Source organism: Paenibacillus sp. J22P90, assembly GCF_059692195.1.
This window is the reverse complement of sequence record NZ_JCAUAY010000002.1, coordinates 1,210,516-1,225,352: the sequence shown is the minus strand read 5'-3', so window position 1 is coordinate 1,225,352 and position 14,837 is coordinate 1,210,516. Positions and strand designations below refer to the sequence as shown.

Sequence of the window (14,837 nt, the reverse complement as noted above, 5' to 3'; positions counted from 1 at the left end):
CATTGACGACTGAAGATAAAACAAGAATTACTGTTGATATATATGGACACCAATATAAGCTCAAAGCAGATACAAGCACGAATCATATGAAGCGAGTTGCTGAATATGTGAATGATCAAATGTTTCGCATTGCCAAAGGCTATCCTCGTTTGGATTCACAGCGAATCGCAGTTTTGGCCGCAGTGAACATGGCGGATGATTGCTTCCGCATGAATGAAATTGTGGAAGAGCTGAGCAAAGCGCAAAAAGAGCAAGAAGCGACTAAACTTGCCTACGATAAGTTAGCTGCGCAGTATCAAGAACTGAAACAAAATGAAGATAAGAATCAAGTGCTACTCGCTGAGCAAAGTGGGAAACTGAATCAACTGACAGAACTAGAAAAACAACTAAAACAAGAAACTCAAAAAGCTAGACAAGAACAGGAACAAACGAACCAACAATTGCTGCAGTTGAAACAGCAGTACGAGCAGGGGAAGCAGCAGTTAAATCAGACCAAGCAACAGCTAGATCAATCCAACCAGCAGTTGAATCAGGCAAAACAACAGCAAGTTCAATCTAAGCAGCAGCTAGATCAAGCTAAACAGCAAATTGAACAAGCAAAACTACAACAAGAGCAATGGAAACAACAACAAGAGCAATCAAAACAGCAACAAGAGCAAGCGAACCAACAATTAGAACAGGCTAGACAACAAATCGATCAGGTAAACCAACAATTAGAGCAAGCTAAACAACAACAAGACCAAACAAAACAACAGCAAGAGCAAGCGAAACAACAACAAGATCAAGTTAATAAACAGTTGGAACAAGTTAAACAGCAGGTTGACCAGGAAAAACGACAAAACCTGCAAGTAAAACAATTACTAGACCAAGAAAAACAACAACATCAACAAACCAAACAGCAGCTGGAGCAAGCACAACTGCAAAAATCGCAACAGCTTGTTAAGTTGGCTGAACAGCATAAAGCTGAGCTTGCAGCGATCGCTGATACGCATAGTAAAGAAAACGAAAGTTTGCTAGGCCAACTGCAGGAAGAGAAAGAAGCACTTATTCAGTTGCATCTTCAAGACAAAGAAAGCGCGGAACTTCGTCATCAAGAAGAGCTGGCGGTAGCGGTTAAGCAAAGTGGTACTGATATTGCGGACATTCACAATCAGTACAAAGCACAGATCGAATACTTAACGAAGCAACATCAAGATGCGCAAGCAAACATGGCACGTGAGCATCAATCCCAACTTGCTTCCTTACAAAAAGAGCATCAAGATGTAGTGGTGAATCTTAAAGATGAGCATGAGGTGGCAGTATCTCTCTTAGCTGAGGAACATCAAATTGCAATCGACCTTCTCGTAGAGGAACATCAAGGTGCCATTGCGCTTATAAAAGAAGAACATCAAGCAGATGTATTCGCTGACGCCGATCGTCATCTGAGTGAAATAGAAACAATTTCGGATGAATATCAAACAGAGTTAACAGCCATCACGGAGAAACTTCAAAAAGAACTAGCAAATCAAACCGATGAGCACCACTTCGAGATCGCTTCATTGACAGAGAGTCACCAAATTGAAGTAGCTTCTATCGCACAGAATCACCAACACGAGCTGAATGCTATCTCAGAAAAGTATCAAAATGAATTGAGTGCTATGTCTGAGCAGCACCAATCCGAACTGGCAATATTAGCTGAGCAACATCGAGATGAACTAGTATCTAACACAACGAATAATCATAACGAAATTTCAGCTATCGTACGTGGCCATCATGCTGAGATTCATGCGATTAAACAGAAGCATCAAGCCGAACTTGAGGTTGCAGCAAGCACACATCAAGAGGACATAGACTCTTTAGCTTTGCTTTATCAGGAAGAGGAAGAGGCGAAGGTTCGACGTCTTGAAACAGAAAAAGGCGAGCTGGAAGATCAGTATCACGTTCAGCAATCTAACTTTATGCAGCAGCTTGAAGAGCAGAAGGCGATAATTATTCAGCACTATCAAGGCAAAATAGAAGAGCTGCTTATGCAAATTCAGGCTGAGCGAAATACGCGTGCACAACAGTTTGAGGAAGAGAAAGAACTTATTTTAGCTCAAGCTCAACAGGAAAAAGAAGAACTTCTTCAAATGAGCATGAACGATGAAGCTCAACAAGAAGAACTTCAAGCGATCAAAGAAGAGTACAGGAAATTGCGTGAGGAATACGCCAAGTTGCAAATCGAATATAACGAATGGATTGAGCTTGTAGAAGCTGATAGCCCAGTCGGGTAGCCCTAAGTGACATTGAATACACTAGACTACGTCTTGATGTCGGTCATAGGCTTAGGATTGCTCATTGGTTACTTTCGCGGATTTATCGCTCAAATCGTTTCCATCTCGGGTATGATCCTTGCTTATCTGGTTGCCTTTTATTTTTACAAGGACCTTGCTCCACTGCTCAAGAGCGCAATTTCACTACCAACCTATCAAAATTATCAAAAATACGAATTCATCGTGAAAGGCCTCAATTTAGATACTTATATTTTAAATGCGATCGCCTTTGCGCTCTTATTCTTCGGTGTAAAGCTCGCGCTCATGATCATTGGCAGAGCATTGAATGTTCTAGCCAAAACCCCTGGGCTCAATGCCATTAACCGTTGGAGCGGTGCATTACTGGGCTTAGCGGAAGCGCTGCTCATCATTGTCATTGCAGTTAACGTCATGACCATCATTCCCTCTGATGGTCCCCAAAAGCTACTAGCAAGCTCGTCCATAGCTCCTTATCTGATTAACGAGCTTCCGCAGGTAGCAGGTAAACTCCATGATCTATGGAAACAAGGGATCTCCTTATAGCAACTACTGTCTTTCATATTGAAAGCGGTAGTTTTTTTGTGTTTAAAGCCATTAGAAAGAGTGTGTGACTGGCCATATATGTGGCAAAATATTTTTTCTGAAGTATCTACAATGCGATGAATCACAGGGACGACCAGTTAATTCTTACAACGTAACGGATAAAGTCAGTAATAACCAGACTAGCCTAGACAACCGATATCGATTGTAGTTACCTCAGAAAATGAAATACGCAGAAACATCTCCTCCCAAACATACATTTTTTTCTTTACATGGAAACAAATGTTCGATATAATAAATATAGGAACACAAGTTCTTGTATCGGAGTTGATCTTATTATGCAAATGCACCTTATAGGCTCAATGGATATGGCTGCTTTTCAGACAGAAGAAGATTGTGAGAAGTTCTTAATGAAAAGTCGTTGGGCTCATGGGTTCTACTGTCCAAGATGTGATCATGAAAATTTTTATCAAGTGAAGACGCGCAATTTACTTGAGTGTAAGGAATGCGGTACACAAATATCGATAACATCTGGTACCATCATGCATAAATCTAAGCTGCCTTTATTGCTTTGGTTTAAAGCCATTCGTTTGTTGATCGAAGATAAGATGAGCTATTCAATCCCAGCGTTTGCAGATTTACTTGGCGTGAATTATCGTACAGCTAAGTTGATGTTGGAGAAGCTTCAACTAGCGCTACATAAACAGTATGTACGCAAGGGCAATAAAAAGTTCCTTAAATCAACAAAAGAGGCCTTGGAAGAAGCAAATGAAGAGCAGCAGAGTGAAGTGAGAATTGTCAAACAAAAGAAGTGTACGAGTAGCTTAGCAAGATTCCTGTTTAAGACCCGTAGAAACGTTAGATATTCAGAACACGTTATATTCACTAAATGGATGGATGCCTGTTTTTCTGTCTATTTATACCCTCATTTTTTAGGGTATTTTCAGGTTGTCTGATGCGATATTTGATGTATTGTGTAGAATCTCAATAAAAAAAGCCCAATCACGAAAAACGTGATCAGGCTTCGTATAGCAAATCTAATATTTACTCAACGATAAGTGTTGTTTTCATATTTGCATGTCCAGATCCGCACATGACGGAGCAGGTGATTGGGAATGAACCTGTTTTATCTGGTGTAAAGGTAGCAGTTTTATTGCCATTGTTGAGGTTAATACCGAACTCTTTAATGGATGCGCCGTGAATACCTTGGGAATTATCAAGTGTAATTGTTACGGATTCACCTTTTTTGATTCGATATTCAGTCTTATCAAATTGAAAATTTGTAGCTTTGAGGACGACTTGTTGTCCTCCGGCAGCAGCTTGGGTAGTTGCAGCTGGTGAAGCAGAAGCAGCAGTAGTTGCAGCTGCTGTTGGTGATGAAGCTGGTTTAGTAGTAGCTTGTGTAGTTGAGGCTGGTGTAGCTGTTGCTGCAGCTTCCGATGTCTTGGAGTCTTTGTTTCCACATGCTGTGATGGCAATAATAACTGCTAGTCCCATCAGAAGAATCGTAAGTTTTTTCATGGGTTCCCCTCCATATACATAATGATATCAATCACTATTGTACACGACGTTTTTCCAAAATACAGTGACAAACTAGTGAAAAACATAGAAAAGATCGGCCCGGCGATTAAAAACGCAGCAGGCCGATCTTTTTTGGGCTTTACCTTGGCTGTCAGTTATGGAAACTGACAGGTTTTTATCGACGATCTTCTCTACCTGTGATCCCTTGCTCGAAAGGGGTTTTCACTGGAATGAACAAGTCGATGATCCCAATGACTAAAGCAGCTAAAATGGCACCTATCATGCTCGTAGATACATTGGTCACAATGAATTGAGCGGCCCAAATGACTAATGCGCTCACAATAAACCCTACGATACCTCTGCCAAACGGTGTGATTTGTTTACCGAAGACCCCTTCAATGATCCACGCCGCGATGGCAATGACGAGTGCCAAGAAAAAAGCGCTCCAAAACCCACCGACCTTAAATCCCGGGACTAACCAGCTTACAAACATTAAAACCAAAGCTGAAACAATAAACCTTACCAGATGTCCAAGAAGATGCATGTCGTGAACCTCCTTCTTTATGCTTTGATTGTGACGATTTGCAATTCCTTGGCAGAGGAGTAGATGCATGAGCTTAGTGTGTCCATAATTGAGATATTTATGGTGGGGAGAATCTTCCATATAATCATAGTCTCCATAGCTAATCGGGTTCAAATTGGTTTATAATATAGGGTAGAGAAAAGAGGTTGGGAACTTTGAATCCGAAAATTATAAAAACATTAGAATATCAGAAGATTTTACATAAAGTAGCTCATCATGCTTCGACATCACTTGGAAAAGCAGCAGCAGAGCAGCTTGAGCCCAAAGGGGACTTTGAACTCGTCAAGCTACGTCTGCAGGCAACAGATGAGGCTGTAAATGTAGAGCGTCTTAAAGGAAATGCCCCTTTCGGCGGCATCAGAGATATTCGCTCTGCTTTGCATAGAGCGCGTATCGGAGGGATGTTGAATCCTACAGAACTCCTGGAGATTTCAACAACGATGTTTGGAACACGTAGATTGAAGCGATTTGTCCTGGCTGTTCATGAGGAATATGCGATACCGATGTTGAAGTCGCAAGTGGAATTATTGACAGAGAACAAGCAATTAGAGGATAAAATCAATAGCTGTATCGATGAAAATGCGGTTGTCGTAGATGGAGCAAGTCCTGAACTGGGGAGAGTACGAAGTGAGCTTCGAACAGGCGAAGCAAGAGTTCGTGAGAGATTGGAACAGATGATTCGCAATTCTTCCGTTCAGAAAATGCTTCAAGATGTGCTCATTACGATACGTAATGACCGGTTTGTAATTCCGGTGAAAGCGGAATACCGTTCCAGCTTCGGCGGGATGATTCATGATCAATCGGCTTCTGGTGCGACACTTTATATTGAACCGGATACCATTGTGCAATTGAATAATAAAATTCGTGAACTCAAGTTTAAAGAAGAAGCTGAGATTGAGAAAATTTTGCGTGCATTGACTGAGCTGGTTGCCGAGCAGGTGGAAGTGCTTGTTTTGGATGTGGATCAGCTGGCAGAGCTTGATTTTACGTTTGCCAAAGCGGGATTGGCTAGAGAGCTAAAGGCAACGATGCCAAGATTGAATGACCGCGGCTTCATTAAAATCAAAAAGGGAAGACACCCGCTAATTGCAGCTGATGTTGTCGTGCCGCTTGATTTGGAGCTGGGCAACGACTTCTCACAAATTATCGTAACAGGGCCGAATACAGGGGGGAAGACAGTATCCCTTAAAACAGTTGGTCTTCTTAGCCTAATGGCGATGTCAGGACTTTTTGTTCCTGCGGAGGAAGGGACGCAATTGTGTGTATTCGATGCCATTTATGCGGATATTGGCGATGAACAAAGCATTGAACAAAATTTGAGTACTTTTTCGAGTCATATGACGAATATCATTAGTATTTTGCGGGATATGACGCCGAAGAGCTTAGTACTGCTCGATGAGTTAGGCGCGGGTACAGATCCTGCAGAAGGATCTGCCTTGGCGATCTCGATTTTGGACTACATTCATCAGATTGGCTGTCGCATCATCGCAACAACGCACTATTCTGAACTGAAAGCATATGCTTATCAAAAGGCTGGTACGATCAACGCGAGCATGGAGTTTGATATCCAAACGTTGAGCCCGACTTATCGTTTGCTTGTAGGTGTACCTGGACGTAGTAACGCGTTCGCGATCGCTGAGCGGCTTGGACTATCTCGACGTATTATTGAGCATGCTCGCACACAAGTTGGCGAGGAAGATCAGCGTGTGGAGTCTATGATTGCTTCTCTTGAGGAGAATCGTTTGATTGCAGAATCGGAGCGAAACGCTGCGGCAGAGATCCGCAAAGAAGCAGAAGCGATGCGCAAATCGTTAGAGGCGCAACAGCTCAAGTTCGACGAGCAGCGTGATAAGCTGCTGGAGAAAGCAGAGCGCGATGCGCGTGAGGCCGTTATTAAAGCTCGTCGCGAAGCGGACGAAGTGATTGCCGATCTTCGCCGCATGGCGCAAGAGGAAAAGGGTGGTGTTAAGGACCACCGTCTAGTGGAAGCAAAACGGCGTCTTGATCAAGCGACGCCAGAGCTGCGCAGCAAGCAAGTTCGCGCGTTGAAGAAGCGCCCTGAGCAGATTGAAGCAGGAGATGAAGTACGCGTCATCTCACTGGGTCAAAAGGGGCACGTGGTTGATTTAGTAGGGACAACAGAAGCGAATGTACAGTTGGGCATCATGAAGATCAAGGTGCAGCTATCCAATCTGGAGAAGACAGGCAACGCACCACAGCCTAAACAACAGCAGAAAACAGCAACTACCCTCAAACGTACACGTGATGACAATGTTAAAATGGAATTGGATATGCGCGGAATGAATATGGAGGAAGCGATGATCGAAGCTGATCGATTCTTGGATGAGTCCTTCTTGAGTAATTTTGGGCAAGTGTATTTAATTCATGGCAAAGGGACAGGTGTGCTGCGGACAGGGATGCAGGACTATTTGCGCCGTCATAAGCACGTAAAAAGCTATCGTATGGGTAATTACAATGAAGGCGGAGCTGGGGTTACAGTCGTCGAATTGAAATAAGTTTAAATTTTTCATCCTTTTTGAAACTCATTCTCTGGTGTTGCGTATGAAATAGGTATAAAAGAGTAATAAACCTTAGGAGGAATTTTAAAATGGGAATTTTCAAAAGACTTCGTGATATGACTATGGCATCCATCAATGATTTATTGGATAAGGCAGAAGATCCTGTCAAAATGCTAAATCAGTTCTTGCGTGATATGGAAGAAGATATTATGGAAGCAGAAGCTGCAGTTGCGAAGCAAATTGCTATCGAGAAGAAATTCAAACTGCAAGTTGAAGAGTCCGAAGAAATGGTTACCAAACGTACAGAGCAGGCTATGAAGGCCCTCGAAGCAGGGAATGAAGATTTGGCCCGCCGCGCACTAGCAGATAAGAAAGAGCATCAAGGTCGTTACGATGAGTTGAAACGTCAATATGATCTTGCTAAAACGAATGCAGATCAGCTTCGTGCTCAATTGACAGAAATGAAAGACGAGTTCACGAAAATGAAAAACAAAAAGGATTTGTTGATTGCTCGTGCAGAAACAGCGAAAGCACAGAAACAAATCAACCAAGCTATGTCTGGCTTCGGTACTGACAATGCTGCTAAAGGCTTCGATCGCATGAGTGAAAAAGTGCTTCAAATGGAAGCTGAAGCGCAAGCAAGTGGAGAAATTCGTGCGAAAAGCCGCAGCCTAGACGACGAATTAGATAAGCTAGGCGCAAGTAGCAGCGGAATTGACGATGAGCTCGCTGCAATGAAAGCAAAGCTTGCTGAAAAAAAACAATCCTAATGTTATACTAGTTGTACCTGCGAGAGACTGAGTCATACTCAGTCTCTACTACCATATATAGGGATTAAGGGATCTTTAATCGAGTTAAAGTCTCTCTACTTGTGTAAAGGAAGGCAGGAGATGATATGAACGAAGAGGTGGATGTCTTGTTAAGTAACCCGTATTTATCAACGCTTGCATTTTTTGCTGTAGCAGTAGTCGCGCTAGTTGTTTTTCTTACCATCTTTGAAATGGTTACGAAGTATGACGATTGGGCTGAAATTAAAAAAGGTAATTTATCGGTAGCCATGGCAACCGGCGGGAAAATTTTTGGGATTTGTAACTTGTTCCGTTTTGCCATTTTAAACAATGACACCATGATTCACTCTCTCGTTTGGGCTGGCTATGGCTTCTTGCTGTTGTTGGTTGCCTACTTTATTTTTGAATTCCTCACCCCTTACTTCAAAATCGATGAGGAAATTAAGAAGGATAACCGCGCTGTAGGTTTCTTGTCTTTAACGCTATCTGTCTCCTTATCCTATGTGGTTGGAGCATGTGTAACTTAGTATCATACATAGTTTTGGAGGCTTAAACAATGAAATACCTGTGGGGAACCTTGTTTGCTATCGCACTTGTGTTTGTAGCAGCAGGGGTTTATTATGTATGGAAATATGCATGAATGCAATTAGGTGGAGGATTTCGCAATGAGCAGCAATGAAGAAGTTGTATGTCCGTGGTGCCAAACAGAGATCGTTTGGGATCCGGAGATTGGACCTGAAGACGAGTGTCCACATTGTTTTAATGAATTGAGTGATTACCGCAGCATTGATCTAAAGGTGAAGCAAACGGGTCAAAAGCTGCGCTTCAATGAACAGGAGTATGTTGAATCGGATGAGGATTTATCATTGGCTTGGGATGATTCCGACGAGCCGCTTGATAAGTACGGCGAAAAGGTTCAACAGCTGACGGATGAACAGGAAGAAGCGCCAGAGTGCTCGAATTGTCATGAGTTCATGCTCCATGCTGGAACGGAAGTGACAAGCGAAGCTTCCTTCACGCCGAATATTCCGAAGACGCTAGGAAGTGCGTTCCTAACAGGACCATTCACGTCGGATGTGTATGTGTGCCCTTCATGTTTTAGAGTGGAAAAAGTGCTCTCTGACACAGATCGTTTGCTGATGGTGGAACGAATTAAATCAGAAAAATAGGATTAAATAGAAACCGAGTCCAGATGGATTCGGTTTTTTACTTGCATTTGCCTCATATTTTCACTCCAAAGGGGAAGCTTAACAAAAGCCAATACTCACACTTAGGTAGGAGGAGGAGAATGCAAAGTCATCAACCGAACGTGAAAAGCAAAGGGAGGCTGGATGCTCAGGCGATCCTTTTGCTTATTGTTCTTGCGTTATTCGGCGGAGCGAATGCTTTATCAGGCACATTTGTCGGCGTTTATTTGTGGAAAGCGAAAAATGATTTTACATTAATTGGCTGGTTTACTCTGACGACTCATTTGACCATGGCGATTACCTTCTGGTTAGCTGGCAAGTGGGTGAAAGAACACAATAAAATGATTTGTTTGCGTTTAGGTGTTTCCATATCCGCTTGTTTCTACATGCTGGTTCTCTGGTTGGGGACGAGCAGTGTCCATTATTTCGTTTGGTTAGGTTTAGTACAAGGGATCTCCGTAGGCTTCTTCTGGCTAGCATTTAACGTCGTTTACTTCGAAGTGACGGATCCAGACAACCGAGATCGATTCAATGGTTGGGTTGGCCTTCTAGGTGCTTTTGCCGGCATCATTGCTCCGTGGATTTCAGGTTTTCTCATTGTCAGTTTAGGTGATGGACCAGGTTATCGCCTCATCTTTTCAATCTCACTAGGCATATTTGTACTAGGCGTGGTGATTAGTTTTTTTCTGAAAAAGAGAAAGTTGAGCGGCACTTACGAGTGGCTGCTCCCATTGCGGATACTTAGGCAACCTACAACACCCTGGAGGCGAGTGAGTTTGGCTTTACTTTTTCAGGGCGTACGTGAGGGTGTATTTGGTTTTATGATTGGGCTACTGGTGTACATATCCACGTCAAGTGAAGCAAGCCTAGGCAATTTCGCTCTAATTACGTCATCCGTTGCGCTAGTTAGCTTCTGGGCAGCAGGTCGATTCATCAGGCCGTCTTTCCGCAAAATGAGCATGTTCATTGGCTCTGTAATGGTCGTTCTCGTCATTTTGCCGTTCTTTTGGAAAGTAACGTACAGCACCTTGTTGATGTTCGGGATCGGATCTGCACTCTTTTTCCCTATGTACTCTATCCCTATGGTTTCAGTTGTCTTTGACTTAATTGGCTCGGATGATGAAAGTGCAAAACAAAGGGAAGAATACATCGTTCTGCGGGAACTGTCTTTGAATGTGGGGCGGGTATGCGGTGTGTTGTTATTTATCTGTGTGATCTCATGGAGCAAAGAGCCGCTGGTGATTAACATACTGCTGTTGGTGATCGGAAGCTCAACCTTCTTCTCCTGGGTGTTTATAAGAAATAAGTTGCCTGTAACCAAGTCTTGACAGGGACTGGGTTTCCACATGAAAATGTGAATATTATCATTGTGGGATGAGGAGGGGGCACGAATGTCCAAAAAGATGGTTAACAGCATCACAGAGCTAATCGGAGATACCCCCGCGGTACGGATTAACCGTTTGGTGGATGGGGAAGCTGCTGAGCTGTACGTGAAGCTGGAGTACTTCAATCCAAGTGGAAGCGTGAAGGATCGGGCTGCATGGAATCTCATTGATCAAGCTGAGAAATCAGGAATGCTTCAGCCAGGAGCGACAATTATTGAGCCTACCAGCGGAAATACGGGGATTGGACTTGCAATGAACGCGGCGGCTAAGGGCTATAAGGCCATTTTGATTATGCCGGATAATATGAGTAAAGAGCGCATCAATATTTTGAAGGCTTATGGAGCCGAAGTCGTGCTGACGCCAGCCGCTTTACGGATGCCTGGTGCCATTGCGAAGGCTATAGAGTTGCGGGATCAAATTCCCGGCAGCTTTATTCCACAGCAATTTGAAAATCCAGCCAATCCAAGTATTCATCGGGTCACGACTGCACCTGAAATTTTGCAGCAAATGGAAGGCCGTTTAGATGCGTTTGTTGCCACTTCGGGTACGGGGGGGACGATTACTGGGACGGGTGAAGTACTTCGGGAACAACTGCCGAATATTCAAATATACGTCGTTGAGCCTCAAGGATCACCTGTGCTTTCCGGTGGAAGTCCCGGGCCTCATAAGCTAGTGGGGACTAGCCCAGGCTTTGTTCCAGCAATTTTGAACACCAGCATCTATGATGAAATTGTACAGGTGTCCGATGAGGACGCGCTTCAAACGATGAGGGATTTGGCGAGCAAGGAAGGCATCCTCGTCGGTCCGTCTGCAGGAGCATCGGTATGGACAGGCATTCAGGTTGCAAAGAAGCTTGGTGCAGGAAAACGAGTGATCTGTATTGCACCGGATACGGGTGAACGTTATTTAAGTATGGATCTTTTTTAACCAAATATAAGGTGAATATGGCAATCAAAAGTCACTTGGAGAGTCATCCAGTGGCTTTTTATTTTGCCTATAGAAGTGGAATTTTCAAATATATATAAATATTCTGCCTTTCTCAGCGATCAGTAATTGAATTAGGACAGTGATTCATTGTAAGATGAATGGATGAATGAAACATATTTCAGAAAGGTAGGTTTAACCATGGATACTTTGAAGCTTAAAATTCTCGAATTACTAAAGGAAGACGCCCGCAGGAGCGCGGATCTGATCGCCACCATGTTAGATACGGCGGAGGCCGAAGTTGCGCGAGCGATAAGCGAGATGGAAGCGGATAAGGTCATCGTCAAATACGCGACAGTCGTAAACTGGAGCAAAGTAGATGACGAGAAGGTTACTGCCCTAATTGAAGTGCAAATTACGCCGGAGCGCGGGCGCGGGTTTGATGCGATTGCGGAACGGATCTATTTATATCCGGAAGTCAAATCGGTTTATCTCATGTCAGGAGCGTATGATTTGCTCGTCGAGATTGAGGGCAGCTCGCTGAAGCAGGTTGCTTCTTTCGTTTCCAATAAGCTATCGCCAATTGATCGAGTTCTCTCCACGAAAACGAATTTTATTTTGAAAAAATACAAACAAGACGGCATTATTTTCGAAGATCAGGAAGATGATCATCGGATGCTTGTGTCGCCGTAAGGAAGAGGTAGCGCCATGATCAAGGATGAGACAACGATTCAAACAAGTAAAAAATCCATGCAGGATTACCTCGCTCCTGCCGTGCGTGAGATGAAGCCGTCTGGCATTCGGAAGTTTTTTGATCTCGTAAGCAATAGCAAAGAGGATATTATTTCACTTGGTGTTGGCGAACCGGATTTCTCCACGCCTTGGCACGTTCGTGAAGCGGCTGTTCACTCCTTGGAGCGCGGCAGAACCAAATATACGCCAAACTCTGGGATCCCGGAGCTGCGCGAAGCGATTGCGAACTATTTGTATACGTCATTTAAAGTGAAATATGAGCCATCGAATGAAGTGCTCGTTACGGTTGGCGGCAGTGAAGCGATTGATCTTGCTCTTCGCTCACTGATTACACCGGGGGATGAAATTCTGATTCCTGAGCCTTGTTATATTTCTTACTCTCCCATCACAGCTATTAGTGGCGGGGTGCCCGTTGGTATCGAAACGTTTGCGAAGGATCAGTTTAAGCTAACGGAAAAGGCGCTTCGTGATGCGATTACGCCAAAATCCAAAGTATTAATCCTCTGCTACCCAAGCAATCCAACTGGCGGTATTATGTCCTATGAGGACTGGCTGCCGATTGCTAAAGTTGTTGAAGAACATGATCTGATCGTTATTTCTGATGAGATTTATGCAGAGCTAACATACGGTCAGAAGCATGTGAGCTTTGCCGCGGTTCCGGGAATGCAGGATCGGACGATTCTAGTTAGCGGATTCTCCAAGGCGTTCGCGATGACAGGCTGGCGGATGGGGTATGCTTGCGGTCACCGAGAGCTGATCTCAGCAATGACCAAGATTCACCAGTACACAGTCATGTGCGCTCCTGTCATGGGCCAAGTAGCCGCGCATGAAGCGTTGACGAATGGATTGGAAGAGAAGGATCGGATGATCGAATCTTACAATCAACGGAGACGGCTGGTTGTTAAAGGCTTCCGTGAAGTAGGACTTGAATGTCATGAACCACAGGGCGCATTCTATGCGTTCCCAAGTATTGTGGCGACAGGCCTGACTTCTGACGAATTTGCGCAGCGTCTCTTGTACGAAGCTAAGGTTGCTGCTGTGCCTGGGGATGTTTTTGGATTGGGCGGAGAAGGTTTCCTGCGTTGCTCTTATGCCTACAGTGTTTCTCAACTCAATGAAGCTTTAGAAAGAATTGGTAAATTCTTAAGGAAATTATAACTTTTGTGATTAATTTTGTAACATTTTCATATATTCATAGGCGGCGAAAACTGGTATTCTTATAGTAAGGAGGGATGAGCATGGCTTTTATGGAATATCAGCTTACTAACTTTCAAAAGCAATTTCAAATTCGCGAGCAAGAGTTCGGACAGCGTTGGCTGACCAGACATGCCAAGAAGCAAAATTCCCTAAACTTACTTGAAGAAGAAATCAACACGTTGCGGCGTAAAATGGAACAGATGGTCATGGAAGGAAAAGAAATGACATCTGATGCAGTTGTTGAATTAAGCACAATGCTGGATCTAAAAATAAACGAATATATGGCAGCTGGAAAGAAAAGTCGGTGAAAACCGACTTTTCTGGCGACTATCGATAAGAGAGAGCAATGACGGAGGGAAATACGTACATGAAGGCGAAATGGCTACTCGTTGTATTGCTAGGCATGATGCTGACGCTGACGGCTTGTGGAGGTCCGAAAGCAGATGTTTCCATATTTATTATGGGACCTAATGGTTTCCCAAGCGAAGCGGCGGAGAAAATGGAAACTTCTTTGAAACTTAAGATAGGGGAACTTCCGACAGTGAAGCTGAATACATCTCCTATTTTTTCAATGGAAAAAATGATTGTTGAGCTAGCAGCTGGTGGTAACGGGATCTTCATCTTGGGAGAAGAGCAGTTCAAAGGCTTGAGCAACCAAGCGGGGTTCGTTTCTTTAGATAACACGATTAATCCTGCAGATTACCCTGACGGGGTTATCGAAATTAAAGAAGAAGGCAAAGCGGCTGAAAAACATTTATATGGCATCCCATTGAACGGGAATAAATGGATGAAAGAGCAAGGCTATGAAGGAAAAGGGCTGTACGCGTTCATTCCTCAGAATGCTCCGAAAATGGACGAGTCCTTGAAAGTCCTTAAAATCATTGCGGAAAAGTAAGAGAACGTCTATAATCGACAAATAGTTGATCGTATAATTTGCAATCATAGGTTCTCATAAGCTTCTTGGAAGGTTATGAGTTTAGGGGAAGCCGGTTCAAATCCGGCACGGTCCCGCCACTGTAATTCAGTCTTGCGAAAGTCTGGAGAGTCAGGATACCTGCCTATGATGCCGTTACAACATCCTTCGAGGAAAAGGATCGCGTTAAATCAGGAAGCAGCGTAAGCATGTGCGTTGCCCAATACCGCGATTTATCGTCTCCTTCGTTCCTAGTG

General features: G+C 43.7%; 15 protein-coding genes and 1 riboswitch. Of the genes, 13 read left to right on the top strand and 2 right to left on the bottom strand.

Features of this window, described 5'->3' with window-relative positions; translation table 11 throughout:
• Window positions 1-2 precede the first annotated feature (2 nt).
• The 3 genes from AC58UX_RS10055 to AC58UX_RS10045 all read left to right on the top strand — a co-directional run bounded on the left by AC58UX_RS10055 (window position 3) and on the right by AC58UX_RS10045 (window position 3,766).
• Window positions 3-2,252 (top strand): hypothetical protein, encoded by a 2,250-nt coding sequence (locus AC58UX_RS10055; protein WP_497251981.1) that lies wholly within the window; start codon window positions 3-5, stop codon window positions 2,250-2,252.
• Between the two features lie 6 nt (window positions 2,253-2,258).
• Window positions 2,259-2,813: a CvpA family protein gene (locus AC58UX_RS10050; protein WP_497251979.1), complete on the top strand. Its 555-nt coding sequence runs from the start codon at window positions 2,259-2,261 to the stop codon at window positions 2,811-2,813.
• A 269-nt stretch (window positions 2,814-3,082) separates the two neighbouring features.
• Complete coding sequence (locus tag AC58UX_RS10045) at window positions 3,083-3,766, top strand: transposase (RefSeq protein ID WP_497251977.1); 684 nt, start codon at window positions 3,083-3,085, stop codon at window positions 3,764-3,766.
• An 88-nt stretch (window positions 3,767-3,854) separates the two neighbouring features.
• Here the strand turns inward: AC58UX_RS10045 and AC58UX_RS10040 are convergent, their stop codons facing one another.
• Window positions 3,855-4,331, bottom strand: a complete 477-nt coding sequence (locus tag AC58UX_RS10040; protein ID WP_497251975.1) for a cupredoxin domain-containing protein — start codon at window positions 4,329-4,331, stop codon at window positions 3,855-3,857.
• Window positions 4,332-4,506: 175 nt separating this feature from the next.
• Window positions 4,507-4,875, bottom strand: coding sequence for a phage holin family protein (locus AC58UX_RS10035; RefSeq protein WP_497251973.1), 369 nt, complete (start codon window positions 4,873-4,875; stop codon window positions 4,507-4,509).
• Window positions 4,876-5,069: 194 nt separating this feature from the next.
• On the opposite strand from AC58UX_RS10035, the gene AC58UX_RS10030 reads away from it, so the two are divergent.
• From AC58UX_RS10030 to AC58UX_RS09985, 10 genes are all read left to right on the top strand, one after another.
• The gene (locus AC58UX_RS10030; protein WP_497251971.1) at window positions 5,070-7,430 is read left to right on the top strand and encodes an endonuclease MutS2; all 2,361 of its coding nucleotides are present in this window, start codon (window positions 5,070-5,072) and stop codon (window positions 7,428-7,430) included.
• Window positions 7,431-7,522: 92 nt separating this feature from the next.
• On the top strand, window positions 7,523-8,203 hold the full coding sequence (locus tag AC58UX_RS10025) for a PspA/IM30 family protein (RefSeq protein ID WP_497251969.1): 681 nt from the start codon (window positions 7,523-7,525) through the stop codon (window positions 8,201-8,203).
• A gap of 125 nt (window positions 8,204-8,328) precedes the next feature.
• Window positions 8,329-8,748: a DUF350 domain-containing protein gene (locus AC58UX_RS10020; protein ID WP_497251967.1), complete on the top strand. Its 420-nt coding sequence runs from the start codon at window positions 8,329-8,331 to the stop codon at window positions 8,746-8,748.
• 138 nt (window positions 8,749-8,886) lie between these two features.
• Window positions 8,887-9,390, top strand: a complete 504-nt coding sequence (locus AC58UX_RS10015) for a hypothetical protein (RefSeq protein WP_497251965.1) — start codon at window positions 8,887-8,889, stop codon at window positions 9,388-9,390.
• Window positions 9,391-9,509: 119 nt separating this feature from the next.
• Complete coding sequence (locus AC58UX_RS10010) at window positions 9,510-10,736, top strand: MFS transporter (protein WP_497251963.1); 1,227 nt, start codon at window positions 9,510-9,512, stop codon at window positions 10,734-10,736.
• 63 nt (window positions 10,737-10,799) lie between these two features.
• The gene (gene cysK, locus AC58UX_RS10005; protein ID WP_497251961.1) at window positions 10,800-11,720 is read left to right on the top strand and encodes a cysteine synthase A; all 921 of its coding nucleotides are present in this window, start codon (window positions 10,800-10,802) and stop codon (window positions 11,718-11,720) included.
• 198 nt (window positions 11,721-11,918) lie between these two features.
• Window positions 11,919-12,410 (top strand): Lrp/AsnC family transcriptional regulator, encoded by a 492-nt coding sequence (locus AC58UX_RS10000; RefSeq protein ID WP_497251959.1) that lies wholly within the window; start codon window positions 11,919-11,921, stop codon window positions 12,408-12,410.
• Between the two features lie 15 nt (window positions 12,411-12,425).
• Window positions 12,426-13,628 (top strand): aminotransferase class I/II-fold pyridoxal phosphate-dependent enzyme, encoded by a 1,203-nt coding sequence (locus AC58UX_RS09995; protein WP_497251957.1) that lies wholly within the window; start codon window positions 12,426-12,428, stop codon window positions 13,626-13,628.
• 80 nt (window positions 13,629-13,708) lie between these two features.
• Window positions 13,709-13,975 (top strand): aspartyl-phosphate phosphatase Spo0E family protein, encoded by a 267-nt coding sequence (locus AC58UX_RS09990; protein WP_497251955.1) that lies wholly within the window; start codon window positions 13,709-13,711, stop codon window positions 13,973-13,975.
• A gap of 59 nt (window positions 13,976-14,034) precedes the next feature.
• The gene (locus AC58UX_RS09985) at window positions 14,035-14,562 is read left to right on the top strand and encodes a hypothetical protein (protein ID WP_497251953.1); all 528 of its coding nucleotides are present in this window, start codon (window positions 14,035-14,037) and stop codon (window positions 14,560-14,562) included.
• A 31-nt stretch (window positions 14,563-14,593) separates the two neighbouring features.
• Window positions 14,594-14,743: riboswitch (cobalamin riboswitch) on the top strand.
• Window positions 14,744-14,837 lie beyond the last annotated feature (94 nt).

Bases quoted from the DNA above. Each gene is read 5' to 3' on its own strand.
- cysK (WP_497251961.1), top strand. From the start codon at position 10,800: ATGTCCAAAAAGATGGTTAACAGCATCACAGAGCTAATCGGAGATACC.
- AC58UX_RS10045 (WP_497251977.1), top strand. From the start codon at position 3,083: ATGGAAACAAATGTTCGATATAATAAATATAGGAACACAAGTTCTTGT.
- AC58UX_RS09990 (WP_497251955.1), top strand. From the start codon at position 13,709: ATGGCTTTTATGGAATATCAGCTTACTAACTTTCAAAAGCAATTTCAA.
- AC58UX_RS10035 (WP_497251973.1), bottom strand. From the start codon at position 4,875: ATGCATCTTCTTGGACATCTGGTAAGGTTTATTGTTTCAGCTTTGGTT.
- AC58UX_RS10025 (WP_497251969.1), top strand. From the start codon at position 7,523: ATGGGAATTTTCAAAAGACTTCGTGATATGACTATGGCATCCATCAAT.
- AC58UX_RS10000 (WP_497251959.1), top strand. From the start codon at position 11,919: ATGGATACTTTGAAGCTTAAAATTCTCGAATTACTAAAGGAAGACGCC.
- AC58UX_RS10020 (WP_497251967.1), top strand. From the start codon at position 8,329: ATGAACGAAGAGGTGGATGTCTTGTTAAGTAACCCGTATTTATCAACG.
- AC58UX_RS09985 (WP_497251953.1), top strand. From the start codon at position 14,035: ATGAAGGCGAAATGGCTACTCGTTGTATTGCTAGGCATGATGCTGACG.
- AC58UX_RS10040 (WP_497251975.1), bottom strand. From the start codon at position 4,331: ATGAAAAAACTTACGATTCTTCTGATGGGACTAGCAGTTATTATTGCC.
- AC58UX_RS09995 (WP_497251957.1), top strand. From the start codon at position 12,426: ATGATCAAGGATGAGACAACGATTCAAACAAGTAAAAAATCCATGCAG.
- AC58UX_RS10015 (WP_497251965.1), top strand. From the start codon at position 8,887: ATGAGCAGCAATGAAGAAGTTGTATGTCCGTGGTGCCAAACAGAGATC.
- AC58UX_RS10010 (WP_497251963.1), top strand. From the start codon at position 9,510: ATGCAAAGTCATCAACCGAACGTGAAAAGCAAAGGGAGGCTGGATGCT.